Consider the following 24,197-nt stretch of genomic DNA (forward strand, 5'->3'; position numbering starts at 1 on the left):
GCGTCAACACCGCGTTATCGGTCCTGCGAGAGAGCTAGTACAGGCGGACGATGAAGTCGGTGCCTTCGCCGGTCTCGCCCTGGTTGATGCCCTGGTCGGAGACGATGATCGAGCCGCCTGACGTCAGCATCTCGTTGATCTTCGCCATGGTCTCAGTGGGGACCGAGATGCGGTTGAGGGCTTCGGCCGGGCTGTCCGGCGTCACCACCGGTTTTGCGGCGACGGGGATCACGGCGGCACCGCGCTGGCGGCGCGCCACGCGGCTGTCGTCCTCGCGCGCCGCGGAACGGGCGGACACGGGCAGCGACACCACCGACCAGCGCAGCGTGTTGGCATCGGCCTTGTCGAGCTCGGCGGTGAAGACATGCGTGCCGAGCGGCCGGTCGCTCGCGGCGATCGTGACAGGCACCTCGAACAGCGGCGCAAAATTCTGCCGCACATAGAGCTTGGAATCCTTGCGGCTGATGAAGACGGCAATCTGGCCGGCCCGCTTGGGTGTGTCCGGCTTTGCCGCCGGCGCAGGATCGGTGAGGCGGCCCTCGTCCTTCTTTGCATCGGGTGCGGTGGCGAGCGCCGGCGCATCGGGTGCCTTCGCGGCTTCGGTTTTGACCGGCTCGACTTTGTCGGCGGGCTTGTTCTCGTTCGCCGGCTTGGCGGCGTCTTCGGACGCAGGCTTGGCCGCTTCGGCCGTCTTGACCTCGCCGGCCGTCGCGGCGGCTTCCTCGCGCGCAGCCGCTTGGCCGGTGGTAACGTCCGACAACACGGCGTGGCCTACCGAGGTGCGCAGCTCGACCACGCTGTCGGCGCTGGCCGTCTTGGTCTCGACCGGGCTGGCTTCGGTCGTGCCTTTATCGGCCTTGTCAGCGACATTGGTCTGCGGCGCGAGGCTGGCGACGGGCTGCGGCGGCACGCGCATCGAGGCAAGCGCGGGATGGGAGAAGCTTTGCGGCGACACCTGGCCCGGCGCCACGATCACGCGCGCGCCCATCCTGGTCCAGTTCCACATCTTCATCGCGAACGCCATGGGCATGCGGATGCAGCCATGCGAGGCCGGATAGCCCGGCAGCGCGCCAGCATGCATCGCGACGCCGGACCAGGTGATCCGCTGCATGTACGGCATCGGCGCGCCGCTATAGAGGTTGGAACGGTGGAATTTGTGCTTCTGGATGATGCTGAACACGCCCATCGGCGTCGAGTGGCCCTTCATGCCCGTCGACACCGGTGATTCCGCGAACACACCGGCTTTGTCGTAGACCGTCACCTTCTGCCGCTCGATCGAGACGACAATGACGAGCGGCCCTTGCGGCTTGGTGCCGGCTTCCTTCTCGACGACGACGTCCTTCTTGCTTGCGGCGCCGCGCTTTTGCGGCTTCTGGCGCGGTATTTCGGGAAGCCGGTTCGGCCGGGCGTAGTAGGGCCGGTCGGAATAGTCCGTCCAGTAATAAAATGCTGCGTTCGCCTCGCTGGTCGCGCCGATCGCACCCGCCGCCGTCAAAATGACGACCTGCCACAGCCGTGCAGGCTTGGCAGAAGAACCCCACCCGTTCACGCTGTTCATCTTCGAATCCATAATCCAAATCAGACGTTAGTCTCGCAAAGGGGATACGCGTTCACCAGCAGCGCGGTTCTGCCATCAGCTACTTTTGTCCAAGGCGTAGCAAAAAAGCCTCACGGAGCGGTAAACGGCGGCCGGGTCCGCTCCTCTGCCGCCTTCCTGACCGCCGCTTGCGTTCCTACATTGCGGGGACTTGTTAGCGGAGAACTTCATGTCATCTCGTTTCCCCGGTCTTTCGAGCATCCATCTGAAAGGTCTCGCTTTATTCCTCCTGGCTCTGACTGCGCCAATGGCGTCGGCATCTGCGGCCGACGAACCTGATCTGATCTTCCGCCGCTCTACCGTGTTCAAATGGATGAGCCCGAACGACAAGCTCGCGACCTATGGTCTCGACGATCCCGAAGTCGAAGGCGTCGCCTGTCATTTCACGGTGCCGGAGAAGGGCGGCTTCAAAGGCTGGCTCGGCCTTGCCGAGGAGGTCTCGGATATCTCGCTGGCCTGCCGCCAGGTCGGTCCGGTCAAGTTCAAGCACAAGATGGAGCAGGGCGACGACATGTTCCGCCAGCGCCGGTCGCTGTTCTTCAAGAAGATGCAGATCGTGCGCGGCTGCGACGCCAAGCGCAACGTGCTGGTCTACATGGTTTATTCAGACAAGCTGATCGAAGGCTCGCCCAAGAACTCGACGTCGACCGTGCCGATCATGCCGTGGGGACCGGCGGACGCAAACGTCCAGAAGTGCGGCGAGTTCTTCACGCAATGAGGCGCTCCGCGTTCACTCCTGCGACGCGCTCGCGGTCACCCGGTGGCGATCGCGCGGCCTCGCAAGGCGCGACCCGGTCAGCCGCACGAATGTCTGCGGCGCGGCCTCGAAGCCGCGGCTCGATTGCAGCGCCATTGCGCCGGTGCTGCCGCGAATGATCGGTTGATCTGCGCGCTCCGTCGGTGGATTTTCATCGCGCGGCGTTGCGCGATTTCCCGCCATCATGGCCATCCCTCACGTGAATGCGCCCGATGATCCGGGCGTCTCGGTTTCGATGGCTTGGGTCGTTGTTGAACCAATTCCGGTTCGACAGGATCCAGCCTTCTTTTGCCGCCCTTTCAGCAGAAAAACGTAAAATGCATGTGAAGCGCGCGCGGCGGCCGCGTGACGACGCCTGGGCGGGTGCATGTCCGGGCCGGCGCCGGAACTTGGCAGGCGATTATGGCCTGCCGCGAGACCTGTCTGAAATAATTGGCATTTTCCGAGAATTGTTTCGTCGCCGCGGCCAGAACGAAACAATTCTCACGAAGACGAAACCATTTTCAGCGTTTCGCGCATCACGCGCGAAACCGCCCATGGTTATCAGGCTCATAACGACGACGGCGCACCGCCGGCCACCGAATTGGGACACAGATCATGCGCGCGCTCAGCTTCATCCTGGCTTTCGGTTTCGTGCTCGCCGGCTCCTCATTGGCGGGCGTGCCCGACGGCAATCTTCCTGGAGTCGGAACTTTCCAGTACAGCGGCTCGCCCGTTGCGGTTCCGGCCGCTCAGCCGATCATGGTTGCCGCGCGCTTCTGACCGCACACAACAAATCAGCAGGCAAAGCCAATCATGTTGCTTCGTCTCTGCGCCGCAGCGTTCGTGTCCCTTCTGACGATCAGCTCCGCTTATGCGCAGGTCCGCTCACCGTCCAGGCTACCCGATCCGCGTGGCGAGTTCGTCCGCCAGTGTGCGCCGCGCATGCTCGGGCGCTGGCAGCATCCGGAAGCGGTCTGCGGCTGCCTGCACGATCACGCCGCCGCGGCCGTCGAGGATCGCGATCTGCGCGAAGCGCTGCTGCGCGGCATCAGCGAGACCGGCGTGCCCACCATCGAGACCGATTGGGTACCGGCCTCCAAGCACAGCGAGATCGGCCCGACCTTCACGAAGATCGCCAAACCGACCCTGCAGTGCATGTTCGATCCGGCGAAGTAGCTTCCCGGATCCTTACTTCGTTTTCGGTCCGTGCCGCGGCACGCAGGAGCTCGTGCGCGAGACTCCTTTGTCGGTCATCTTCGCGCCGCGCACTTCCCTGAGCTGACCGGCGGGGCAGGTTCCGTCATCCACGAGCACGCGCTGGCCGAGCTTCAGATCGCCGATGTCCTGCTCGCGTCCGACTGTGGCAGCGCGTGCCGTCGAGACAAGTGCGATGGAGATCAGCAGCGAGAGGCAGGTCGTGTGGCGCAGCAGCATGATTTGAGGTCCCGGATCGATGCCGCAATTTAGGGAGCGGCGGGCGATTCTGATAGTGAAGCTTCGTCAGGCCCGGCGGGCCGGTTTTCCCTTGGCGGCCAAGGCTGCGCGCGATTCCCTCGCGAGACGTTCGGCGGAGGCCACGAGCTGCGGCACGGGATGTCCGGAAAATCCCAGCACGAAGCCGGGCAGGGGACGCCCGCGCGAATAGGTGTCGGCCAATAGCCAGCCTTCGGCGTCGGCCGCTTGCTTGGCATGCGCCGCCACCGCCGGATCGACGGCAGGATCGAATCGGGCGACAAGATGCAGGCCTTGTGAGGGCACCGGCACCGAAAGCGCGCCACCGGATGCGATTTCCAGCCTCTCGGCGAGCACGTCGCGCGCCTCGCGATAGAGTTTCCGCACGCGCTTCAGATTCGCCGCGAAGGCGCCGGAATTGAGCATGTCCGCCACCGCGCCCTCCATCAGCGTGCCGGGAAAGCGGTCGAGCGCGGCCCGCGCCGTCGTCACGTCCGCGATCAGGCGTTCGGGCAGCGCGCAATAGCCGATGCGCAAGCCCGGAAACAGCGTCTTGGCAAAGGTGCCGAGATAGATCACGCGCTGGAGGCGATCGATGCCGGCGAGTGACATCAGCGGCGCGCCGTCATAGCGGAACTCGCTGTCGTAATCGTCCTCGAGCACGAATGCGCCGGCCTGTTTGGCCCAGTCCAGAAGCTCGAGTCGTCGCGGCATCGACATCTGCACGCCAAGCGGAAACTGGTGCGACGGCGTAACGTAGGCCGCGCGCGCGGACGGCGCCGCGATGCGGCCTTTGGCGACGCGCATCCCGTGCTCGTCCACCGGGACGGGCACGGCGCGATAACCGCAATGGGCGATGGTTTTTCGCGCGGCGGGATAGCCCGGGTCCTCGCACCAGACCTGGTCGCTGGATTTCAGGATCGCGCTCAGCACGATGCGCAGCGCGTGCAGCGTGCCCGAGGTCAGCATGATCTGGTCGGGATCGCAACGCAGCCCCCGCGCCGACAACAGATGGTCGGCGATCGCCACGCGCAGCTCGCGGCTGCCGCGAGGGTCGCCGTAATGCAGGTGCTCGGTTCCGAATGCGCGCATGCGGCGGCCGACGAAAGCGCGAAAGCGCTGCACGGCGCGTTCGTCGATATGGGTGCAGCCAAGCGCAAACGCGCCTTGCTTTGGAGCTTCGAGAACGACCTTCGGCTTGTTCGGCTCGGCCGCGCGCTGGGGGATACGCGCCGCGACGAACGTTCCGGAGCCGACCGTTGCGTCGGCAAAGCCGTCGGCGATCAGGCGCTCATAGGCGGTGACGACGGCGTTGCGGCGGAAGCCGGTCTGCCTCGCCAGCGTCCGCGACGGCGGCAGCGGCTCGCCCGGCCTGACCAGGCCGGAGACGATCATCTCGCAGAGCGCCTGATAGAGCCGGTGCGCGGCGGAAGCGCCGGCCGTGACGTGAGGGCCGGTGAGATCGAGCGGAAGCTCGGGCTTGGTTCGGGAGGAATTGGTCGGAATTTTTTGCATGGAATTGGAACTATCGCAGACCAAATGCGCCGCTACAACTGCTCCGGATTTCTTCCATCCGAGCAGGAGCGGCCGTGAGCCAGACCGAGACCTCGAATTCCTATCCGACATCGGCACGCAACCAGGTGAAGCGCCGGCACGACCGCGGCTTCTATGATCACGACACGGTTCACCGCATCCTGGATTCCTCGATGCTGTGCCACGTCTCCTACGCAATCGACGGCCAGCCCTATTGCACGCCGACCTTCTTCTGGCGCGAGGGCACCAGGCTGTATTGGCACGGATCGAGCGCCAGCCGCATGCTACGCAACCAGAGCAAGGGCGAGCGCGTCTGCCTGACGGTCGCCCATCTCGACAGCCTCGTGCTGGCACGCTGCGGCTTCAACCATTCCGCCGACTACCGCGCCGTGATGGCGTTCGGCACGGCCTATCTCGTCACCAACCCTGATGAGAAGGAGCGGGCGGTGATCGCGATGGTCAATCGCTTCTTCCCGGATCGCACCGCCGGCCTGCGACAGAGCACCACGCAGGAAATCAAGGCGACGTCCTTCATCGCAATGGAAATCGAGGAAGCCTCGGCCAAGATCCGCGCCAAGGGCGTCGCCGACGACGACGAGGACTATGCGCTGCCGATCTATGCGGAGCGCATTCCGGTCCGCACCGTGCTCGGCGCCCCCGAACCGTGCCCACGCCTGCTCGATGGTGTGAGTCGGCCTGCGACTCTGAACGGCTATTCCGAAGGCCGGCTGCTCGAAGATGCATTGCGGGATGCATATTTTCTGGAGTACCCGAACGGCTGAAATCGGCTAGTTTGCGCGCTCCCTGGGACCATTGGAATGTCTGGAGTCGCCCGAATGAATGCCGAAACGCAGCAGCGGATTCTTGACGCCGTCGACAGCGGCTTCGAGGCTCAGCTTGCAACCACCCGCGATTTCGTCGCGATCCCTTCGACCCGCGGGGCGGAGGGACCATGCCAGGACATGATCGGCGATCTCCTGCGCGAACGCGGCTACGAGGTCGACGACTGGCATATCGACGTCGAGGATTTGAAGGATCTGCGCGGCTTCGGTCCGATCGAGCACGACTTCTCGAAGGCGCGATCCGTGGTGGGAACTTACCGTCCGAGAACCAATGGCGGCAAGTCGCTGATCCTGCAAGGGCACTGCGATGTGGTGCCGGCCGGTCCGCTAGAATTGTGGGAAACGCCGCCATTCGCGCCGGTCATCAAGGACGGCAAGATGTTCGGCCGCGGTGCCTGCGACATGAAGTCCGGGACGATCGGTGCGCTCTATGCGCTGGACGCGATCAAGGCCGCGGGCTTCAGGCCGACGGCGCGGATCCATTTCCAATCGGTGATCGAGGAGGAGAGCACCGGTGTCGGCGCACTCTCGACGCTGCAACGCGGCTATCGCGCGGACGCCTGCTTCATTCCGGAGCCGACCGGCGGCAAGATGGTGCGCTCCCAGGTCGGCGTGATCTGGTTCCGCCTCCGCGTGAAGGGGCATCCGACCCACGTTGCCTTCGCAGGCTCCGGCGCGAACGCGATCATGGCGGCATATCACCTGATCCAGGCGCTGCAAAAGCTCGAGATCGAATGGAACGAGCGGGCCAAGGCCGACCGTCACTTCAAGACGCTCGACCATCCCGTCAACTTCAACGCCGGCATCATCAAGGGCGGTGACTGGGCCTCGAGCGTGCCGGCCTGGTGCGATGTCGACTGCCGGATTGCGGTGTTGCCGGGCTGGTCGATCGCCGATCACCAGAAGGAGATCATGGCTTGCGTCGCCGCCGCTTCGCGAAACCACCGCTTCCTCGCCAACAATCCGCCGCAGGTCGAATGGTCCGGCTTCCTGTCGGAAGGCTATGAGCTGACCAACGCCGCGGAGCCTGAGGCTGCGTTCGGAAAGGCCTTCAACAGCGTCTATGGCGGCACGCCAGAGGACCTCGTCTTCACGGCACTGACCGACACGCGCTTCTACGGCCTCAACCACGGCATCCCGAGTCTGTGTTTTGGTGCCAGCGGAGGCGAGATGCACGGCTTCAACGAGTTCGTCGACCTGGAGTCATTGAAGAAGGCGACCAAGGCGATGGCGCTGTTCATCGCGGAATGGTGCGGCGTGGAGAAGGCGTAGGCCTCTTCGCCGTCATTGCGAGGAGCCCTTGCGACGAAGCAATCCAGGCTGTTGCCGCGGAGACAGACTGGATTGCTTCGCTGCGCTCGCAATGACGGATGATAGTCCTGTAGAATCGGCAAAGGCGCACTTGCGCCGTGCCCACCACCTTTCTCTCAGATGAACCAGGATGGTGGGGCACGCTCCGCTTTGCCCACCCTACGACACCTCGGCTCGTAGCGGTCGGTGCCCAATCCACCGGCTCCCTCAAATCCTTTAAGCTTAAAAGAAAGACTAGGATGCCGCCCTGACCGGTGGCAGACTGGCGTTCGTTCGTCGGACGAGTCCTCGGGAGCAACGATGCGCGATTGGGATGACGCTTATGCCAATTCGGCCCACATCCCGGGCTCGGACAAGCTGCCGGCGCTGTGGGCGGAGCGGGCGGCGGCCTACCGCGCCGGGATGAGGGAATTTCGCCCCGACATCGCCTACGGCGCCGGCGAGCGCCAGAAGCTCGATCTGATCCTGCCTGACGGCGACAGCAAGGGTCTCGTCGTCTTCGTCCATGGCGGCTACTGGATGCGCTTCGACAAATCGACCTGGACCGATCTCGCCGAAGGTGCGCGGCATCATGGCTGGACGGTGGCGCTGCCGAGCTACACGCTGGCACCGGCTGCCCGCATCTCCGATATCACTGCGGAAATCACTGCCGCGATCGCCAAAGCGGCATCGCTCGTCTCGGGGCCGATCCGGCTCGCCGGCCATTCCGCCGGCGGCCATCTCGTCACGCGCATGCTGTGCGACGACAGCCGGCTCGAGTCCGCCGTCTACAACCGCATCGCCGGTACGCTCTCGATCAGCGGCCTGCACGACTTGCGTCCGCTCCTGAAGACGGGGATGAACGAGACGCTGCGAATGACGATGGAGGAGGCGACGCTGGAAAGCGCGGCGCTGCATCTGCCACGAGGGCATTCGCCCGTGACGGCCTGGGTCGGCGGGAGCGAGCGGCCCGAATTCATCCGCCAGTCCGATCTGATGGCCAATATCTGGACCGGCTTCGACGTGCCGACGCACCTCGTCGTCGAGCCCGGCCTCAACCATTTCACGGTGATCGATGGGCTCAAGGATCCGTCGTCACAGATCACCGCGCGCCTGATCGGCCTCGACGGATGAGGCCAGGGACGATCGATCGAGAGGGCCAGCCATGACGTCCAGCGATTACGATCCCACAAGCGAAGGCGCCGAGACCGATTTCACCCGGCGCATGTCCTACGGTGATTATCTCGCGCTGGACGCGATCCTCGGTGCGCAGCATCCGCTGTCGGAGGCGCATGACGAGATGCTGTTCATCATCCAGCATCAGACCACGGAACTGTGGATGCGGCTCGCCATCCACGAGCTCGCGGCTGCGCGCCGTGCGATCTCACGGGATGAGGTGCAACCCGCGATGAAGATGCTCGCGCGGATGTCGCGCATCTTCGAGCAGCTGAACGGGGCCTGGGACGTGCTGCGCACAATGACGCCGAGCGAGTATACCCGCTTCCGCTCGCAGCTTGGACAATCCTCGGGCTTCCAGTCGCGGCAATACCGGCTGATCGAATTTCTGCTCGGCAACCGCAACCACGCCATGCTGAAGCCGCACGCGCACGATGCGGAGACGATCAAGCTGCTCGAAGCCGAGCTCGCGACGCCGAGCCTCTATGACGAGGTGCTGCGGCTTGCCGACCGCAACGGGCTCAAGATGCCTGCTGCGGTGCTGGCGCGCGACGTTCGCGAAACCCACAGCTTCAACGAAGGCGTGCTGCAGGCCTGGCGGATCGTCTACGAGGCGCCAGAAACCCACTGGATGCTCTACGAACTGGCCGAGAAGCTGGTCGATTTCGAGGACTATTTCCGGCGCTGGCGCTTCAACCACGTCACCACGGTCGAGCGCGTCATCGGCTTCAAGCGTGGTACCGGCGGCACTGGCGGCGTCAGTTATCTCAAGCGCATGCTCGAGGTCGAACTATTTCCCGAGCTCTGGCGCGTGCGTACGATTTTGTAGGGATGTCCATGACCCGGCTTCGCGTTTACGACGATACCAGAGCCTTGTTCCATTTACCTGACGGCGTGATCTATCTCGACGGCAACTCGCTTGGCGCGTTGCCGCTGGGCGTTGCCGAGCGTGTCAACCGCGTGATCACCCAGGAATGGGGCAACGAGCTGATCCGCGCCTGGAATAGTGCAGGCTGGTATGTGCAGCCGCGCCATGTCGGCGACCGCATCGCGCGGTTGATCGGCGCGGATGCAGGCTCCGTGATGGTCGGAGACACGCTGTCGCTCAAGGTCTATCAGGCGCTCGCTGCCGCGCTCGACATGAACGTCTCGCGCAAGGTGATCCTGTCGGATACCGGCAACTTCCCGACTGACCTCTACATGGCCGAGGGCCTGATCGAAACGCTCGGACGCGGCCATCAATTGCGCCTGGTAGCACCGGAGGAGATCGAGACCGCATTGTCGGAGGAGGTCGCGGTGCTCTACATCACCGAGGTCGACTACCGCACCGGCCGCCGCCACAACATGGCGAAGTTGACCGCGAAAGCGCATGCGCTCGGCATCGTCACGGTTTGGGATCTCGCCCATTCCGCCGGCGCGCTGCCGGTCGATCTCGCCGGGAGCGGCGCCGATTTCGCCGCGGGGTGCACCTACAAATATCTCAACGCCGGCCCCGGCGCGCCGGCCTTCCTCTATGTCGCACCGCGCCATGCCGACGGCGCGCGCGCCGCGCTGTCGGGGTGGATGGGCCACGCAAAACCGTTTGCGTTCGAGCTTGCCTATGCGTCCGCGGGCGGCGTCGAGCGCATGCGCGTCGGCACCCCGCCGGTGCTCGCCATGGCGGCGTTGGAGGCCTCGCTCGATATCTGGGACAAGGTCGATATCGCAGAGGTTCGTGCGCGTTCGCTGGCGCTGGGCGATCTCCTGATCGGTGAAGTCGAGCGCCGCTGTCCGCAACTCAAGCTCGTGACGCCGCGCGACCATGAGCGGCGTGGCTCGCAAGTCTCCTTCGCCTTCGCCGGCGGCTACGCCGCGATGCAGGCCCTGATCGCGCGCGGCGTCATCGGTGATTTCCGCGCGCCCGACATCATGCGCTTCGGCCTCACGCCGCTTTATGTTGGAGCGGACGAGATCATGCGCGCGGCGGAGATCATCGAAGAGGTGATTGCCAACGAGATTTGGCGCCGGCCGGAGTACCAGGTCGTGAATGCGGTGACGTGAAGGACGCTTCTCAGATGTCCGGGATGATTACCTCGGACGTCATTGCTTTGCCGAGCGGGGCAATTCACGTTGAGACAACAATGAATTGGGAGGACTTTTGATGACGCCGCTCGAGAAGCTTAAAGCGATGAAGATGCCGTTCGCCGAACTCAAGGGCGTCGAGTTTGTCGAGGCGGAGAAGGACCGCGTGGTGGCGCGGATGACGGTCCGGCCCGAACTCTGCACGCTTCACCACACCATCCACGGCGGGGCCGTGATGGCGCTGGCCGATTCCGTCGGCGCGGCGGCGACCGTGATCAATTTGCCCGAGGATGCCAAGGGGACCACCACGCTGGAGAGCAAGACCAATTTCATCGGCGGGGCCAAGGAGGGGGCCACGGTCATCGCCACCGCCACCCCGGTGCACAGGGGTCGGCGGACCCAGGTCTGGACCACCAGATTGGAAACCGAGGACGGCAAATTGGTTGCGGTTGTGACCCAGACCCAGCTGGTCCTGTGAAACTGCGGGACTTTGATTTTATTAACGAATTGGTCGCTTCGGTGCCCGAAACTTGGGCAGGTCTCCGTCTTGAAAATCATGGTGCGATGCACAATATAGGAGGCCTAGGGATTCGAACGCCTCCTCGAGGGAACACCAAGAGGAGTTCTGACGTGGTACTTGAAGACGCCGTCCGTACCGTTCCCGGCTATGTACGGACCCTGATCCAGCAGGAAGAATTGCCGCTCCTGCGCGATCACCTGCTGAGGCTTGATGCCGGCAGCCGGCATGACCGTTTCAACGGCTTTCTCGACGACAGCTTCATCGAGCGCTATGCCGCCCGCTGTGCCGAGGACGGCACCGTGATCGTTGCCTATATCGTCGATGGCGTGGTGCGCGGCGCGGCCGAGCTGCACCCGCCGGAGGACGGTTCCTTGCCGGAGGTCGCCTTTAGCGTGGAAGCCTCAGCGCGCCGCCAGGGCGTCGGCACCGTGCTGTTCCGCCGCCTGATCGCAGAGGCCCGCTGGAAGGACTACAAACAGCTGCGCATCACCACGGGCGCGGACAATCATGCGATGCGGGCGCTCGCCAGGAAGTTCGGGGCCCATCTGGCTTTCCGCCACGGTGAATCGACCGGCACGATCGACCTCGCCAAGACGCCCGAGGCCGAGCTTGCCGATCTCGCGGCCTCGCCGTTCACGGCTGGGCGCGCGCTCCTCAGCTTCAACAGCACGTGCTGGAAGCTGATCTCGAGCATGTACGGCAATCGCGCCGCATAACCGGGAATTGCGGACAGGAATCACAAAGCGGACCGGCCAGGCCGGTCCGCTTTCGTGTTCGGTGCGATGAAAGGAATGCTCAGCTGCGCGTGCCGGCGCCGAAGCGGCGGACGACGCGGCGTTCGACCACGACGGAGCGCTGCGCGCCCTGTTCGCCGGCGATCACGCGCGTGGCGGTGATGCGGCTGTTGGTGCGGGCCTGCTTCTTCACCTCGGCCTGGACGACGTCGAGCGGCATTCCCATCAAGGCTGCGGCGATCTCGGCCTGCTGCGCCTGGTCGTCGGTGATGCCGACAGCGGCGAAGATCGCCTCGTCCAGGGTCGGGGGATCGTGGCGGACGCGCCGCGTGCCATATTTGGTATTCCAGTCTGCGCTCATAACGGCCTCATCTTGATGCCGGGATACCTAGTGCCGCCAATGTTGCATTGCAATATGAAATCGGTGCGGCATCTCAGCTATGCACCGGTCTGGTGTCACAGCGGTGACGCAGCACCTGCGCCGACCTCGACCCGTTGCTGAGGCCAACGTTTCAGGGCGGCGTGTCCAGCTTCGGTGAGCCGGTAGATTCCCCGCTCCGTGCGTTCGAACCAGCCATACACATTGTTAAGCAAGATCTTGCCGGCATCGGGGCAGCGTTCGCGCAGCTCGCGCACCGGCTTCGATCCTTCGGCAAGGGCCGACGCGCAGGCCAGCGCCTGCTGGCGATAGGCCGTCATGATCGGTGCGCGGGTGCTGCCGCCGAGCACGGGGTCGCCCTGGCGGCGCTGATGCTCGGCGACGAGGCGCGAGCGGACCTTCGGCTCGCGGCGTGGCGCCGCGGTCGGCGGCTTCACCAGCACTTCGACCTGGCCGCGATCGGTCACGCCGAGCATGCCGAAGCCGAGGCGGCGGCAGAGATTGCGATAGCGCGCGTCGCTCTCGCGTCCCTTGCCGCGCGCGGACATCTTCGCCGCGATCCAGACCTCGTCACCGGCCGGCGCGCGATCGACCGCCTGCAGGATCAGCTCGAGATTGAAGGCAAGCTTGAGCTCGCCGATCACCACGACCGGCGGATCGCCGGCGCTGAGGCCGACGAGATCGCAGCCGCCGATCTCGCCCTTGACCGTGAAGCCGAGCTCTTCGAGGAAGCGTTTGACGGGCAGGTAAAGCGCGGTTTCCAAGGGGGACGTCTCGATCGGAGAATCAGTTGTGGACAGTCTAGAGCGTTCTCGGCCCTGATTGAATCCGGGCCGATGTCTCTAACGTTCCAATCGGAACGCGATTACATCCGTCCACCGACGGGGATCAGGGCGCCCGTGACGCCGCTCGCGGCATCGCTGGCGAGGAACAGGATGACTTCGGCGAGCTCCTGGGGCGTCACCCATTTGGAAAGGTCGGCTTTCGGCATGTCGGCGCGGTTGGCCGCGGTGTCGATGATCGAGGGCAGCACCGCGTTGACGGTAACCTTGCCCTTCCACTCGTTTGCGAGGGCCTCGGTCAGGCGATGCACGCCGGCTTTCGACGCGGCATAGGAGCCCATGCCGCTGCCGGCCTGTAGCGCGCCCATGGCGCCGATGTTGACGATGCGGCCGGCCGTGGACTTGGCAAGGTGCGGCAACGCCGCACGCGAGGCGTTGAGCGCGGTCAGCACGTTCAGCGCATGCATGCGCTGCCACGTCGCGATATCGCCGTCGCCGACGGTCTCGAAGGCAAAGCCGCCGGCGATGTTGATCAATGCGTCGAGCCCGCCGAAATGCTTTGCCGCCGCATCGACGGCCGTTTTCGCCTGCGCTGGGTCGGACAGGTCAACGCCCGCGATGTCGATGTGGTCAGCGCTTGCGGCGGTTTGCGAAGACGCGTGATCGATGCCAGCCACGCGCGCGCCGCGTACCAGCGCCGTTTCCGCGACTACTTGACCGAGCGCGCCGCGTGCGCCCGTCACGATCAAGATTTTGCCTTGCATGATCGTTCTCCCGGCACAGCCGCCCTATGCTTGCAGATAGCGCGCCTTCAGTGCGTCTCGTTCTGCCGTGCCGAGCTTGAGCCCGTCGCGCAAATAGGTTTCGAGATCGCCATATTCGCTGCCGACCGCTTCGAAAGCGGCCGCAAGGTACGAGGCCTCGACGCTGCCGATCGCGTCGAGAACATCGGCGGGCAGATCGGAGACGTTCGACGGGTCGCGCTTGTAGTGCCGGTTGGTCAAGAGATAATCCTCGGCGATGACCTCGTCCGCCACGCCAAGCGCATGCAGGATCAGCGCGCTGGCGAAGCCGGTGCGGTCCTTGCCGGCGGTGCAGTGGATCACGAGCGGTGCGCGATCTTCCAGCAAATGACCGAACAGCGCGCGGAAGCTGTGCGTGTTGTGGCGCACATAATTGCGGTAGGACTCGCGCATGAGCTCGAGCGCGACGGCCGCGGTCAGCGTGCCCTTCGCGAGCTCGGCGCGCAGCCCGGCCACGACGGTCGGCTCGATCGGCAGCGAATGCACCGTGATCTCGTCCACGACGCAGATGCCGGTCGCGCGCTCCTCCAGGCCACGGAAATCGAAGGCGCTGCGCACGCCAAGCGCGCGGACGACCTCGATGTCGGCAGCCGTGAGCTGGCCGAGATGGTTGGAGCGGAAAATATGCCGCCAGCGTGTGGTGCGGCCATCAATGGTCGGGTAGCCGCCGAGGTCGCGGAAATTGCTCGCACCCTGCAGCGCGAGATGGCGGGCAGGGGAGTCCTTCGGGGAGGAGTCTTGCATGGTATCAGCTTGGGCTATGGTTCCACCGGATGCACGTTTGGCGTCCTTGCGGTCTATTACAGGGGGCGATCATGAGCCGGCACAAGGCCATTGTTTTGACGGTCAGTATGCTGGCGGGCGCAATGCTTGGTGCGCGGCAGGCCGATGCGCAGACCTTCCAAACCTACCGCTGCGCCGATGGTACGCAGTTCATCTGGGCATTTACGACCACGACAAGCGGGCCTTCGTCCAGATCGATGGCCAGCCGGTGACGCTCGCCAAGCGGCTGGCGGTTTCGGGGACGCGCTATTCGGGGGCGGGAGTCACGCTGAGGATTCCCAAGACCGGGCCCGCTACGGTCAAGCACCTGAAGCGGCCGGTTACGGCCTGCGCGGTGGTCGAAAAGCCCGGGATCTAGGCGCGGGCGCGCCTGGAATTAAAAAGAGCCGAAACGCCGTTGTTTCGACCCTTTTTCAAACTGCCGCGGGCCGCTTGGGAAAGCCCGGCACTGTCAGACCAGCAGCTGGCATCAGCGTTCCCATTTGGGCTTGGCTTCGTCGACCGCATCCTGGTGATACCAGCTGTCGCTGCAGATCGAGACGTTCGCGGGCAGCGACGCCTGATCGGCGGGAAGACGGGTCTCGCCGTAGCGGCGTCCGGCGAGGGCCGCACGGCCGCCGACGGGGAATTGGTAGATCTTTGCAGATCCGTGACTCAGACCATTGTTCATCATTGCGATTCTCCTTGGTCGAAGCGCCTTGGCCTCCATGGTGCGCCCGACTCGTTCGATTGTGGTTACTGGAATCCCCATATCGGCCGCTCATCCCCGATTGGAAAGTGCTGAAAAGGAAATCAGTTTCCGCTCAATTTGTAGGCAGGCAGCCTTCTGCATCCTCCAAGGCACACTGCCGCTGACCAACGCGTGGGCCATTCCGAACGTTGCTGGGGAGGGGTGGGGGAGTTTGCGAAAGTTACCGGACGTTGATGCGCGTTTCATCGGCAACGCGCAGGGCGGCGTCCGCTGCTTCTAAATCGGGCGTTTTCCGCCGGATTTTTGCAGCGCAGCTTCGGGCCAAGGTGCGCGGCTATGACGCACGGTGCCGTGGAGGGCTCGTCCGCGGTGAGGAGGAGCCGGAAGTGGTGGAAAACCGCCCGTACTGCGGCCTTTTGGCACGCGAAATGCTTGGGAAAGGCTGGCCGATGATGGCCGGGTACAAACGTGCGGGGGCCCGCCCGGGCCCCCAACCTTTCGCATCATCTACAGAGAGGCTCAATGACCAAGTACAAGCTCGAGTACATCTGGCTCGACGGATATACGCCGACTCCGAATTTGCGCGGCAAAACTCAGATCAAGGAATTCGCGTCGTTCCCGACGCTCGAGCAGCTTCCGCTCTGGGGCTTCGACGGCTCCTCCACCCAGCAGGCCGAAGGCCACAGCTCCGATTGCGTGCTGAAGCCGGTCGCGGTGTTCCCGGACGGTGCGCGCACCAACGGCGTGCTGGTGATGTGCGAAGTCATGATGCCCGATGGCAAGACCCCGCATCCGTCCAACAAGCGCGCCACCATCCTGGACGATTCCGGCGCCTGGTTCGGCTTCGAGCAGGAATACTTCTTCTACAAGAACGGCCGTCCGCTCGGCTTCCCCGAGTCCGGCTATCCGGCGCCGCAGGGCCCGTACTACACCGGCGTCGGCTACTCGAACGTCGGCGACGTCGCCCGCAAGATCGTCGAAGAGCATCTCGACCTGTGCTTGGCTGCCGGCATCAATCATGAAGGCATCAACGCGGAAGTCGCCAAGGGCCAGTGGGAATTCCAGATCTTCGGCAAGGGCTCCAAGACCGCTGCCGACCAGATGTGGATGGCCCGCTACCTGATGCTGCGCCTGACCGAGAAGTACGGCATCGACATCGAATTCCACTGCAAGCCGCTCGGCGACACCGACTGGAACGGCTCGGGCATGCACGCCAACTTCTCGACGGCCTATATGCGTGAAGTCGGCGGCAAGGAGTATTTCGAGGCGCTGATGGCCGCCTTCGAGAAGAACCTGATGGACCACATCGCCGTCTACGGCCCGGACAACGACAAGCGTCTGACCGGCAAGCACGAGACCGCGCCGTGGAACAAGTTCAGCTACGGCGTTGCCGACCGCGGCGCTTCGATCCGCGTTCCGCACTCCTTCGTCAACAACGGCTACAAGGGCTATCTGGAAGACCGCCGTCCGAACTCGCAAGGCGACCCCTACCAGATCGCTTCGCAGATCCTGAAGACGATCTCGTCCGTGCCGACCGACAAGAAGGCCGCGGCCTAAGATCCTCCCGGCCCGGGCTGGGGGGCTGGCCCGGGTTGGCATTCAATCCGCCGGAGCGAAGGCTCCGGCGGATTTTTGCATTTTGATGACAACCGTTCCTGTGCCTGCCGACCCGGGCGCCGCGAAACTTGTCCATCGCCGCCGAAAGCGGGATAGAGTGCATCCGGATGCGCGCAGGGCCGGGGACACGGCTGGTGATTGAAGGCTTCTACAAGGTGAGATTTCAGCTCGGCGATACCGTCGGCCGCAGCGTGATGCATGCCGGCGACGGCAAGATGCTCGGCGGCAATTCGGCCTTCGCCCATATCGGCACCTATGAGAAGACCGACAGCGGCGTCGACATCGTCATCAAGACCGTCCGCCATAATCCCGATCCGAGCTACCGCGCTATGGCGGGCACCGACGATGCGACCCTGATCGCGAAGGGCTGGGCCGACGGTGATCTCTATCGCTTCAAGGGCGAGCTCAAGGAGCTGCCAGGCGTGCCGTTTCAGTCGCTGATGACGCCGATCACGGACGAGGAGGTGCCGATCGCCGGCGGCGTCGGCGAAGCCGGCATCAGCGACGGTCTTTACTCCATCCATTTGCGCATGCTCGACGGCCTCGACGGCGGACTCACCGGGGTGATGCTGCTCAACCAGGGCCGCATCCTCGGCGGCGATGCGGCTTTCTACTACCTTGGCAGCTACACCGCCGCGAAGGGCCGGTGGAAGGGCCAGATCCTCAACCAGGAGCACACGCCGGCCAAGGACGATCCGATCTTCGGCGGCCACGAGGTCGGCATCGGCTTCTCCGGCAGCTATGACGCGGAGCAGGCGGTGCTGGAGGCAACCGCGCTGGCCGGCAAGCGGAGCTTGCGCCTGACCGCAGCGCTCAAGCTGATGCATCGCGCCTGAGCCACCCATCGCAGACGTGAACCGACTCGAGCCTTGAATTTGCCGGGCCACAGACGCAACGTGACGATCATGCGGACTTTCCTCCTTGCCATGCTCTTTGCGCTCGCCGCGCCCCTGACGGCGCAGGCGCAATCGGCTGATCTCGTGTTGTGCGACCGTCTCGCCGCCGATCCCAGCGATCCCGACAAGCCGGCTGACGTGAAGGGCGTCGCGGAGATCGCGTCCGCCGACATCGCAACTGCAGTCAAGTTCTGCAAGCAGGCGGCAAACGCCTCGCGCCGCGCGATGTTCGCGCTCGGGCGCGCTTACGCGGCGAACCGGCAGACCGCGGAGGCAATCGCGGCATGGCGCAAGGCGGCCGACAAGGGATCGAGTGCGGCGATGGTCGAGCTCGGTGTTACCTACGCCACCGGCTCGGGCGTCGCCAAGGACGAGGCGCAGGCGCGTAAGCTGTTCGAGAAGGCGGCGCAGGCCGGCAACCCCCGTGGCGTCAGCAATCTCGCAGCGCTCGGTGGCGCAGGTGGCGCCGCGCCGGCCGATCCCGCCCAGGCCCGTGCGCTGCTCGGCAAGGCCGCCGAGACCAATGCGGAAGCGCAGTACCAGCTCGGCCTGATGTTGTCCGAAGGCGATGGCGGCGCAAAGGACGATGTCGCGGCGCGCGCGCTGTTCGAGAAGGCGGCGGCGCAAAACCATCCCGGCGCGCTGGAGCGGATGGGCGCATTTGCGCAGGAAGGCCGCGGCGGTGCGAAGGACAAGGACGCGGCGAAAGCCTATTACGAGCGCGCCGCCGCGCTCGGTGACGAGGATGCCAAGAAGGCGCTGGAGCGCATTCGCTGTCCCTATGCGATCAAGGACAAGCAGGGCAGGCTGGTCACCACGCTGTGCTTCTAGTTCACCTCATGTAGTAGGCGAGATCGTTGCGGGCGTCGCGATAGGTGGTCTCGAGATAATGCGGATATTTCCGCGCGGCCTGTTTCACCGCGCGCGCCACGCAATCCTCGAAATCGCCGTTCCAGTCGAAGTGCTTGTTGTAGGCGTCTTCGAATTTGACCGCCGTGATGATGGCTTGCCGGATCGCCTCATCGTCGGCGCGCGGATGAGCGCGCTTCACATAGCCGAACATCGGCCCTTCATGGGCATGGGCGCGTTCATGGCGGTACTGGATGATGAATTGCTCCGGCGAGAAGGTGCGATTGACCCGCACCTCTTCGGCGGTCGGACGTCCCGCAGTCGTCTCCAGCCGGTAGCGTTGGCGCCAGAGCGCGTAGGCGGCATCGAGCAGCGGCTGCTTCGCGGCGCCGGCGATGATCGCGCTGAGCTCGTCCTCGGCTGATTGTGTGTCCATGCGCGATTGGTCGTGCGTCCGTGGGAGCTGGTTCGAGCCTGGCACCGATCGGCCGAGGAGCTTTTTTGGAGGCCGGCAAACAAACCCCCAAAATAACCCCATGCACAGTAGCCAAGTCTCTGAAATCATTGACTGCGGGTTTTACGAAGTGAAGTTTTGACCCGTCGGGCAAAACAGGAGCATAATGGCATCGTGGCGGGCGGCTCCCCCGGGGTGGCGATGCGCGCAAAAGCCGGTGGCTTCGCTGTGGCGTCGATGCTAGGTGGCCCGCAATTCATTTTCGATTTGCAGGTTCAGGACGTTGCTGGACGGGCTCTACAAGGTTGAATACGGCGTCAACGATGGCTTCGGCTGCAGCATCATGTGCCTGCATGACGGCAGGATGCTGGGCGGCAATTCGGGCTTTGCGCATCTCGGCACCTATGTCGAGCGCGACGGCGAGATCATCGCCCAGGTCATCACCGAGCGGCACAACCTCGACCCCAGCTACAAGCCGCTGATGGGCGCCGACGTCGCTTCGATCGGGGCGCGCGGCCGGCTCTACGGCAACCAGATCCGTCTCGAAGGCGGCGCGGACACCATGCCGGGCGCCAGGTTCTGGGCCAATCTCACGCGCCTCGACGACGAAGGCTTGCCGCCGAGCGGGACGGTCGGACCGGGCGGCATCGCCAACGGGCTCTATGGGATGGGCTTGCGCGCGCTCGACGGCGTCGACGCCGGACTGTCCGGCGTGATGCTGCTGATCGACGGGCGCATCCTCGGCGGCGATGCGTCCTTCTACTATCTCGGCGCCTATTCCTCGGCGGACGGCCGCTGGAAGGGTGAGATGCTGAACCAGGAGCACACGCCGGCGAAAGGCGAGAACCCGGTGTTCGGCGGTCTCGAGGTCGGCATCGGATTCTCCGGGACCTGCACGGAAGACAGCGGCGAGCTCGAAGGCATCGCGCTCGCGGGCAAGCGAAGCCTGCGGCTGAAGGCTTCGCTCAAGCTGATGCGAAGGGCGTAGGTTGCCGATAAATTCCGTCGCGTCTGCTCCGAAGCGACATTCAAGTGGCGCATCTGGATGTCAGCGGCCGGTGCCCCAGGTTTTTTCCAGAAAGGCGAAGATTCGTCGCTGAGCCTCGTGGGTTGCGCTTAGGTCGTATCGGTAGCTCACTTTAGTGCCACGAAAATCGATTTTTGAGAACCCGTTCAGGTGCTGACAGTCCCAACAATGCGTAGCATTCGGGAAGGTGTACCACTCAACGGGTGCACCTGCGTTCTTTGCCGCTTGAAGTTTGGGAATACATTCTTCAGGCGGCGTTTCGGTATCCTTATCGCCCATCAAGACCAGAGTAGGACGGTCAATCTTGGTCTGAACGATTTCATATGGAGGGCCTGCTTTGGGTTGGATTGAGAAGCACCCCGGATACACCGCCACAGCTGCTGTAAATGCTTCACTCCCTGGCGCAGCTGCTCGCCAATTGCTGCTGCTGCCCAGCAGCGCGACCATTGCACCCCAGGAAAACCCTACATGGGCGACTCGTTGCTTGTCGACGAATGGAAAGGCTCGTAGGTGATCAGCAGCCTGAAGAGCATCGCGGACGCCGCGCGGAAAGTTAACGCCCTTCTTCACTTCCAAACACACCATATCGACATCGCGAGGTCCCAAGGAATCTATCAAAAGGACTACGAAGCCTTGCTGAACCGCAGCTTGCGCCCAGGCGCCCATCGACCTGTTCGGGCCGCCTTTGGTGCGCAGACCGGCACATTGGTGGTGCAGGACCATAGCAGGAAACGGTCCCGCTCCCTTCGGTTTGAGCAAGATCATACGTGAACCGTCTGCTGGGCTAGCGGACGGCGAATCGGGAAACGTCAGATCCTTGGCGCCTGTAGCAGCAGCAAACAACCCCTGAGCGCTGGCATTATGTTGATTCAGCCCAACAACGGCAGCAACCACGCCGAGCCACTTGGCTAGCGTACGTACTCTCTTGGGGTGAGATTGAATGAAATAATTCATATTCGCTGAGATCAAAAATCTCCGCCGCCTCATGCCCATTTCCCCTGCTCGAACCGACATCATAGCGGGTCAGACTAGCGCTTCGATAGGGGCTGAAAGTGCACGCGCATTCAAGATTACGGCCCGGCCATGTCGGCCTTGGGTCGAAATGCGAAGAACTCAGGTTGAGCAAATCTTGTCCACTCTACCGCCATAAGCGGACCTCCGACAGATGTGTCGCAACTTCGCAGATGGGCCAGGAGCGGTCGTCGGGTCCAATCAATCTACCAGCAACCATAAGGAAGTAGACGCGAGCGGTTCCATCTAAACAAGAATGGATTGCTTCTCCATCTCTGGGTAGTCTCAGCTGGATCTTGAAAGGCGGAAAGCATGGTGCCAGCAGACTACGTCTTTGGCTTCGCTATCGCGTTGGTCATCGGGTCAAACCTGTATCTTGGCCCGCGTATCGCAAGCGAGCGTATTGCCATGCAGTGGGGTCCCAACGGCGAGCCGACTTGGTACGCCCCAAAATGGCTCGCAATGTGGGGGATGATTGCTTTCATGGTGGCCATCCGGCTCTTCATTTGGCTGGCTTCAACCTATGCGCCACAGCATGTGCACGGCGCCGAATTAGGAATAGTCATTGTCTCGCTGATCGCCCTCGGTTCTCATCTGTTCGTTTTGATGAAGGCGAGAGCGCCCCTCTGAACGTTCGCGCAGGTCGGCCGAGGATCAGAGGCTGACGGCCGCGACCGTCGCGGCTTTGAGCGTCTCATGAACGAAATGGAAATGCATGCCTATGGCACACTCGCGCAGGCTCTCGCCGAGAGAGCCTACCAGCTTGCTGAGAGCGATTCGTGGGCCAATGATTTGGCGTCCCAATTTCCCGACGCCCCGCGTCCAATCTTCGCTCATAACGATAGGTTCACATCGCTTGCGCTCGTTCTGTGGCGGCTCGGCATACTCAGACCGCTTAATCCATGGCCGACGGGATGGTCGAGTGTCTTTGCGTTTGAGTGCGGCACACAGGAGGCTGATCAAGTAGCCAAGCGCAATTGGAAAAATAGTGGCCTAAGCTTGCCCGAACTACTGGAAGCCTTCATCGACTTTTTTGATAGTTACGGAAAGGACTACTACGACTTTTCCAGCGCCATATACGTGCCGTTCGGGCGTAACGGCCTGATGACTGGGATTCTTGAGGCTCTGGTCCCGCTTGGTTATGTCGAGAAAACTGACGAAGGATATGTTTGGACGGACGCCGAGCCCGTAATGCGCATTTTGTACGGATTCAAGAGCCTCTCAGATCCAGACGCTTTTGAGCCCCGAGAGGCCGCTCTAGCCACTCCGGCTTTTGCAAACCAATGACCTGCACGCACAGTTCAACACATTCATTGCAAATAGCACCGGCGGTCTGCTGACCTTTTGCGCTCACGGATACGGCGTTGATCAAGGAAACGACTTCTTCCGGCTCCTTTCCACAAAAGGAGCAAACTAAGCCCGAGGTCGTCATCCTCTGATCCTTCTGCCAAGCAAGCAAGCCAAGGCAAACAGTATGACGTAGCTGGCATCCATCTGCTATGGGTCGATTCCGTTGAAAAAGGCCGGCAGTATTTTGTTGTAATAGCTCCGTCGCGACGTGACCGAACTGCTCCATCGACCCTATGCGAGCCTCGCGATGGGCATCGGGATGAGCTTGGCCATCTTTCGAAGGTTCTGGGCGGTGGCCGCGAGGATGAACTCATCGCGCGCGCCGTTCGGGCCTCGTAAACGCAAACGGTCGAGCTTGAGGATGCGCTTGAGGTGGGCGAACAACATCTCGATTTTCTTGCGAAGCCGGCGCGAGGTGCCTCCCTCCCACGATTTGGCGATCTGGCGCGCCATGTCGCGAGCGCCTTCGTAGATGGAGCGCGGCACCCTCCGTGATGCCTGCTTGGGGCAACACCGAGCCTTCAATGCGCATCGATCACAATCGCGCTTGCTGGCGAGGTAAAGCATGGTGGCACCATCATTCACCAACGTTCCGGTGGTGGTAAGAACTTTGCCACCAGGGCAACGATAGATGTCGCCAGCATGGTCATAGGTGAAGTCGTCGCGCGAGAAGATACCGTCTGTGCGGGCGGACTTATCGAAGACTGTAACGTGCGGTTCGATGCCGTGCTCATAGACCAGCCAAGCGAGCATCTCGGCCGAGCCATAGCCGCTGTCACCGAGTAGCCGGCTCGGATAGAGATCAAACCGCTCCAGCGATCGTTCAATCATGCGCTTGGCGGCCAATACCTCCGCCTGCCGGATCGCCGTCGTTGCCTCAACATCGACGATGATCGCGTTCTCGACGTCGACCAGGTAGTTCGTCGAATAAGCGAAAAACGCTTGGCCACCGTGCGCCCCCGTCCAGCGCGCCGCCGGGTCGGAGGGCGATACGAACTTCGGGGTAACCTCGGTCGCCGCTCCGAACGCGGCATCATCGAGGACAGCCAGATACTCATCGATTGCTCGGCCGGCAGCCTCCGGCGGAAGTCCCTTATCGCCTTCGATGCCCTTCTGCCGATTGGCATCGGCCTTGATTAGGCTCGCATCAACCGCAAATCCCTCACCGCCGACCAGTCGTTCCTCGATGCAGCGGCGCAGCACGCTCTCGAACACGCGACGGAAGAGGTCGCTCTGCCGGAAGCGGCCATGCCTGTTCTTGGAGAAGGTCGAATGATCCGGCACCGCCCCATCCAGACCGAGCCGGCAGAACCACCGGTAGGCCAAATTGAGGTGAACCTCATCGCACAGGCGCCGCTCCGACCGGATGCCGAAGCAGTAGCCGATCAGGAGCATCCGGATCATCAGCTCGGGATCGATCGAAGGTCGGCCGATGCTACTGTAGAAAGGTGCCAGCTCCCGCCTGATCTCTTGCAGGTCGACGAACCTGTCGACCGATCTCAAAAGATGGTCGGAGGGAATATGCTTCTCGAGCGAGAACTCATAGAACAACGCAGCCTGCTCGACTTGCTGATGCCCCATCATGATCTTCAGTCCTGCCAATTAGACAGA

At 63.3% G+C, this 24,197-nt stretch carries 28 protein-coding genes and 1 pseudogene; 17 read left to right on the forward strand and 12 right to left on the reverse strand.

The window, feature by feature from the left end; translation table 11 throughout:
- Positions 1-34 precede the first annotated feature (34 nt).
- Positions 35-1,558 (reverse strand): L,D-transpeptidase family protein, encoded by a 1,524-nt coding sequence (locus ACVWYQ_RS02575; RefSeq protein ID WP_404541503.1) that lies wholly within the window; start codon positions 1,556-1,558, stop codon positions 35-37.
- 208 nt (positions 1,559-1,766) lie between these two features.
- Here ACVWYQ_RS02575 and ACVWYQ_RS02580 point away from each other — a divergent pair, with 208 nt between their 5' ends.
- Positions 1,767-2,315, forward strand: coding sequence for a CreA family protein (locus ACVWYQ_RS02580; RefSeq protein WP_157284628.1), 549 nt, complete (start codon positions 1,767-1,769; stop codon positions 2,313-2,315).
- Positions 2,316-2,327: 12 nt separating this feature from the next.
- Here the strand turns inward: ACVWYQ_RS02580 and ACVWYQ_RS02585 are convergent, their stop codons facing one another.
- A complete protein-coding gene (locus ACVWYQ_RS02585) occupies positions 2,328-2,540 on the reverse strand; it encodes a hypothetical protein (RefSeq protein ID WP_271546928.1) in 213 nt (70 codons plus the stop codon).
- Positions 2,541-2,951: 411 nt separating this feature from the next.
- Between ACVWYQ_RS02585 and ACVWYQ_RS02590 the strand changes: the two genes are divergently transcribed.
- Complete coding sequence (locus ACVWYQ_RS02590; RefSeq protein WP_271546926.1) at positions 2,952-3,116, forward strand: hypothetical protein; 165 nt, start codon at positions 2,952-2,954, stop codon at positions 3,114-3,116.
- Between the two features lie 33 nt (positions 3,117-3,149).
- The gene (locus ACVWYQ_RS02595; RefSeq protein WP_157284630.1) at positions 3,150-3,512 is read left to right on the forward strand and encodes a hypothetical protein; all 363 of its coding nucleotides are present in this window, start codon (positions 3,150-3,152) and stop codon (positions 3,510-3,512) included.
- A gap of 12 nt (positions 3,513-3,524) precedes the next feature.
- Here the strand turns inward: ACVWYQ_RS02595 and ACVWYQ_RS02600 are convergent, their stop codons facing one another.
- The gene (locus tag ACVWYQ_RS02600; protein WP_157284631.1) at positions 3,525-3,770 is read right to left on the reverse strand and encodes a DUF6719 family protein; all 246 of its coding nucleotides are present in this window, start codon (positions 3,768-3,770) and stop codon (positions 3,525-3,527) included.
- Positions 3,771-3,836: 66 nt separating this feature from the next.
- Positions 3,837-5,303, reverse strand: coding sequence for a MocR-like pyridoxine biosynthesis transcription factor PdxR (gene pdxR / locus ACVWYQ_RS02605; protein WP_271546921.1), 1,467 nt, complete (start codon positions 5,301-5,303; stop codon positions 3,837-3,839).
- 74 nt (positions 5,304-5,377) lie between these two features.
- On the opposite strand from pdxR, the gene ACVWYQ_RS02610 reads away from it, so the two are divergent.
- The 7 genes from ACVWYQ_RS02610 (at position 5,378) to ACVWYQ_RS02640 (ending at position 11,926) form a co-directional block, all read left to right on the forward strand.
- The gene (locus ACVWYQ_RS02610; RefSeq protein WP_271546919.1) at positions 5,378-6,103 is read left to right on the forward strand and encodes a pyridoxamine 5'-phosphate oxidase family protein; all 726 of its coding nucleotides are present in this window, start codon (positions 5,378-5,380) and stop codon (positions 6,101-6,103) included.
- Positions 6,104-6,157: 54 nt separating this feature from the next.
- Positions 6,158-7,435, forward strand: a complete 1,278-nt coding sequence (locus ACVWYQ_RS02615) for an ArgE/DapE family deacylase (protein ID WP_271546917.1) — start codon at positions 6,158-6,160, stop codon at positions 7,433-7,435.
- A 339-nt stretch (positions 7,436-7,774) separates the two neighbouring features.
- Positions 7,775-8,587: an alpha/beta hydrolase gene (locus ACVWYQ_RS02620; protein ID WP_271546915.1), complete on the forward strand. Its 813-nt coding sequence runs from the start codon at positions 7,775-7,777 to the stop codon at positions 8,585-8,587.
- Between the two features lie 31 nt (positions 8,588-8,618).
- Positions 8,619-9,458, forward strand: coding sequence for a tryptophan 2,3-dioxygenase (gene kynA / locus ACVWYQ_RS02625; protein WP_036033884.1), 840 nt, complete (start codon positions 8,619-8,621; stop codon positions 9,456-9,458).
- Between the two features lie 8 nt (positions 9,459-9,466).
- The gene (kynU, locus tag ACVWYQ_RS02630) at positions 9,467-10,669 is read left to right on the forward strand and encodes a kynureninase (protein WP_456725392.1); all 1,203 of its coding nucleotides are present in this window, start codon (positions 9,467-9,469) and stop codon (positions 10,667-10,669) included.
- A 100-nt stretch (positions 10,670-10,769) separates the two neighbouring features.
- Positions 10,770-11,168, forward strand: a complete 399-nt coding sequence (locus tag ACVWYQ_RS02635; protein ID WP_036000401.1) for a PaaI family thioesterase — start codon at positions 10,770-10,772, stop codon at positions 11,166-11,168.
- A gap of 152 nt (positions 11,169-11,320) precedes the next feature.
- Complete coding sequence (locus ACVWYQ_RS02640; RefSeq protein ID WP_271546908.1) at positions 11,321-11,926, forward strand: GNAT family N-acetyltransferase; 606 nt, start codon at positions 11,321-11,323, stop codon at positions 11,924-11,926.
- A gap of 79 nt (positions 11,927-12,005) precedes the next feature.
- Here the strand turns inward: ACVWYQ_RS02640 and ACVWYQ_RS02645 are convergent, their stop codons facing one another.
- The 4 genes from ACVWYQ_RS02645 to ACVWYQ_RS02660 all read right to left on the reverse strand — a co-directional run bounded on the left by ACVWYQ_RS02645 (position 12,006) and on the right by ACVWYQ_RS02660 (position 14,652).
- Positions 12,006-12,305: a hypothetical protein gene (locus ACVWYQ_RS02645; protein ID WP_128261949.1), complete on the reverse strand. Its 300-nt coding sequence runs from the start codon at positions 12,303-12,305 to the stop codon at positions 12,006-12,008.
- A gap of 95 nt (positions 12,306-12,400) precedes the next feature.
- A complete protein-coding gene (locus ACVWYQ_RS02650) occupies positions 12,401-13,087 on the reverse strand; it encodes a DUF2161 domain-containing phosphodiesterase (protein WP_128261948.1) in 687 nt (228 codons plus the stop codon).
- A gap of 101 nt (positions 13,088-13,188) precedes the next feature.
- Positions 13,189-13,869, reverse strand: a complete 681-nt coding sequence (locus ACVWYQ_RS02655; RefSeq protein ID WP_271546904.1) for an SDR family oxidoreductase — start codon at positions 13,867-13,869, stop codon at positions 13,189-13,191.
- A gap of 24 nt (positions 13,870-13,893) precedes the next feature.
- Positions 13,894-14,652: a tyrosine-protein phosphatase gene (locus tag ACVWYQ_RS02660; RefSeq protein WP_271546902.1), complete on the reverse strand. Its 759-nt coding sequence runs from the start codon at positions 14,650-14,652 to the stop codon at positions 13,894-13,896.
- A gap of 71 nt (positions 14,653-14,723) precedes the next feature.
- Here ACVWYQ_RS02660 and ACVWYQ_RS02665 point away from each other — a divergent pair.
- Positions 14,724-15,049: pseudogene (locus ACVWYQ_RS02665) on the forward strand (MliC family protein).
- A 111-nt stretch (positions 15,050-15,160) separates the two neighbouring features.
- Here the strand turns inward: ACVWYQ_RS02665 and ACVWYQ_RS02670 are convergent.
- Positions 15,161-15,364: a DUF2735 domain-containing protein gene (locus ACVWYQ_RS02670; protein WP_036022780.1), complete on the reverse strand. Its 204-nt coding sequence runs from the start codon at positions 15,362-15,364 to the stop codon at positions 15,161-15,163.
- Between the two features lie 540 nt (positions 15,365-15,904).
- On the opposite strand from ACVWYQ_RS02670, the gene ACVWYQ_RS02675 reads away from it, so the two are divergent.
- The 3 genes from ACVWYQ_RS02675 (at position 15,905) to ACVWYQ_RS02685 (ending at position 18,726) form a co-directional block, all read left to right on the forward strand.
- Positions 15,905-16,939, forward strand: coding sequence for a glutamine synthetase beta-grasp domain-containing protein (locus ACVWYQ_RS02675; protein ID WP_157284640.1), 1,035 nt, complete (start codon positions 15,905-15,907; stop codon positions 16,937-16,939).
- A 194-nt stretch (positions 16,940-17,133) separates the two neighbouring features.
- On the forward strand, positions 17,134-17,835 hold the full coding sequence (locus ACVWYQ_RS02680) for a GrlR family regulatory protein (protein ID WP_271546897.1): 702 nt from the start codon (positions 17,134-17,136) through the stop codon (positions 17,833-17,835).
- A 69-nt stretch (positions 17,836-17,904) separates the two neighbouring features.
- A complete protein-coding gene (locus ACVWYQ_RS02685; RefSeq protein ID WP_036033915.1) occupies positions 17,905-18,726 on the forward strand; it encodes a tetratricopeptide repeat protein in 822 nt (273 codons plus the stop codon).
- A 1-nt stretch (position 18,727) separates the two neighbouring features.
- Here ACVWYQ_RS02685 and ACVWYQ_RS02690 read toward each other — a convergent pair whose 3' ends face one another.
- Positions 18,728-19,180 carry a hypothetical protein gene (locus ACVWYQ_RS02690; RefSeq protein ID WP_456725393.1) on the reverse strand — a complete coding sequence of 151 codons (453 nt, stop codon included), beginning with the start codon at positions 19,178-19,180 and terminating at the stop codon, positions 18,728-18,730.
- A 301-nt stretch (positions 19,181-19,481) separates the two neighbouring features.
- On the opposite strand from ACVWYQ_RS02690, the gene ACVWYQ_RS02695 reads away from it, so the two are divergent.
- Complete coding sequence (locus ACVWYQ_RS02695) at positions 19,482-20,186, forward strand: hypothetical protein (RefSeq protein WP_157284643.1); 705 nt, start codon at positions 19,482-19,484, stop codon at positions 20,184-20,186.
- A 60-nt stretch (positions 20,187-20,246) separates the two neighbouring features.
- Here the strand turns inward: ACVWYQ_RS02695 and ACVWYQ_RS02700 are convergent, their stop codons facing one another.
- A complete protein-coding gene (locus tag ACVWYQ_RS02700; RefSeq protein ID WP_456725394.1) occupies positions 20,247-21,212 on the reverse strand; it encodes a dienelactone hydrolase family protein in 966 nt (321 codons plus the stop codon).
- 336 nt (positions 21,213-21,548) lie between these two features.
- Between ACVWYQ_RS02700 and ACVWYQ_RS02705 the strand changes: the two genes are divergently transcribed.
- Positions 21,549-21,866: a DUF1648 domain-containing protein gene (locus ACVWYQ_RS02705; protein WP_404541484.1), complete on the forward strand. Its 318-nt coding sequence runs from the start codon at positions 21,549-21,551 to the stop codon at positions 21,864-21,866.
- A 66-nt stretch (positions 21,867-21,932) separates the two neighbouring features.
- Entirely contained in the window at positions 21,933-22,523 is a 591-nt protein-coding gene (locus tag ACVWYQ_RS02710; protein ID WP_404541482.1) for a hypothetical protein, read from the forward strand.
- Positions 22,524-22,817: 294 nt separating this feature from the next.
- Here the strand turns inward: ACVWYQ_RS02710 and ACVWYQ_RS02715 are convergent, their stop codons facing one another.
- The gene (locus tag ACVWYQ_RS02715; protein WP_456725395.1) at positions 22,818-24,170 is read right to left on the reverse strand and encodes a transposase; all 1,353 of its coding nucleotides are present in this window, start codon (positions 24,168-24,170) and stop codon (positions 22,818-22,820) included.
- Positions 24,171-24,197 lie beyond the last annotated feature (27 nt).

The organism is Bradyrhizobium sp. USDA 3397, from assembly GCF_054060965.1.

Excerpts from the sequence above, each read along its gene's own strand:
- ACVWYQ_RS02575 (WP_404541503.1), bottom strand. The coding sequence starts at position 1,558 with ATGAACAGCGTGAACGGGTGGGGTTCTTCTGCCAAGCCTGCACGGCTG.
- ACVWYQ_RS02580 (WP_157284628.1), top strand. The coding sequence starts at position 1,767 with ATGTCATCTCGTTTCCCCGGTCTTTCGAGCATCCATCTGAAAGGTCTC.
- ACVWYQ_RS02585 (WP_271546928.1), bottom strand. The coding sequence starts at position 2,540 with ATGATGGCGGGAAATCGCGCAACGCCGCGCGATGAAAATCCACCGACG.
- ACVWYQ_RS02590 (WP_271546926.1), top strand. The coding sequence starts at position 2,952 with ATGCGCGCGCTCAGCTTCATCCTGGCTTTCGGTTTCGTGCTCGCCGGC.
- ACVWYQ_RS02595 (WP_157284630.1), top strand. The coding sequence starts at position 3,150 with ATGTTGCTTCGTCTCTGCGCCGCAGCGTTCGTGTCCCTTCTGACGATC.
- ACVWYQ_RS02600 (WP_157284631.1), bottom strand. The coding sequence starts at position 3,770 with ATGCTGCTGCGCCACACGACCTGCCTCTCGCTGCTGATCTCCATCGCA.
- pdxR (WP_271546921.1), bottom strand. The coding sequence starts at position 5,303 with ATGCAAAAAATTCCGACCAATTCCTCCCGAACCAAGCCCGAGCTTCCG.
- ACVWYQ_RS02615 (WP_271546917.1), top strand. The coding sequence starts at position 6,158 with ATGAATGCCGAAACGCAGCAGCGGATTCTTGACGCCGTCGACAGCGGC.
- ACVWYQ_RS02620 (WP_271546915.1), top strand. The coding sequence starts at position 7,775 with ATGCGCGATTGGGATGACGCTTATGCCAATTCGGCCCACATCCCGGGC.
- kynA (WP_036033884.1), top strand. The coding sequence starts at position 8,619 with ATGACGTCCAGCGATTACGATCCCACAAGCGAAGGCGCCGAGACCGAT.
- kynU (WP_456725392.1), top strand. The coding sequence starts at position 9,467 with ATGACCCGGCTTCGCGTTTACGACGATACCAGAGCCTTGTTCCATTTA.
- ACVWYQ_RS02635 (WP_036000401.1), top strand. The coding sequence starts at position 10,770 with ATGACGCCGCTCGAGAAGCTTAAAGCGATGAAGATGCCGTTCGCCGAA.
- ACVWYQ_RS02645 (WP_128261949.1), bottom strand. The coding sequence starts at position 12,305 with ATGAGCGCAGACTGGAATACCAAATATGGCACGCGGCGCGTCCGCCAC.
- ACVWYQ_RS02655 (WP_271546904.1), bottom strand. The coding sequence starts at position 13,869 with ATGCAAGGCAAAATCTTGATCGTGACGGGCGCACGCGGCGCGCTCGGT.
- ACVWYQ_RS02660 (WP_271546902.1), bottom strand. The coding sequence starts at position 14,652 with ATGCAAGACTCCTCCCCGAAGGACTCCCCTGCCCGCCATCTCGCGCTG.
- ACVWYQ_RS02670 (WP_036022780.1), bottom strand. The coding sequence starts at position 15,364 with ATGATGAACAATGGTCTGAGTCACGGATCTGCAAAGATCTACCAATTC.
- ACVWYQ_RS02675 (WP_157284640.1), top strand. The coding sequence starts at position 15,905 with ATGACCAAGTACAAGCTCGAGTACATCTGGCTCGACGGATATACGCCG.
- ACVWYQ_RS02685 (WP_036033915.1), top strand. The coding sequence starts at position 17,905 with ATGCGGACTTTCCTCCTTGCCATGCTCTTTGCGCTCGCCGCGCCCCTG.
- ACVWYQ_RS02690 (WP_456725393.1), bottom strand. The coding sequence starts at position 19,180 with ATGGACACACAATCAGCCGAGGACGAGCTCAGCGCGATCATCGCCGGC.
- ACVWYQ_RS02700 (WP_456725394.1), bottom strand. The coding sequence starts at position 21,212 with ATGAGGCGGCGGAGATTTTTGATCTCAGCGAATATGAATTATTTCATT.
- ACVWYQ_RS02705 (WP_404541484.1), top strand. The coding sequence starts at position 21,549 with ATGGTGCCAGCAGACTACGTCTTTGGCTTCGCTATCGCGTTGGTCATC.
- ACVWYQ_RS02710 (WP_404541482.1), top strand. The coding sequence starts at position 21,933 with ATGAACGAAATGGAAATGCATGCCTATGGCACACTCGCGCAGGCTCTC.
- ACVWYQ_RS02715 (WP_456725395.1), bottom strand. The coding sequence starts at position 24,170 with ATGATGGGGCATCAGCAAGTCGAGCAGGCTGCGTTGTTCTATGAGTTC.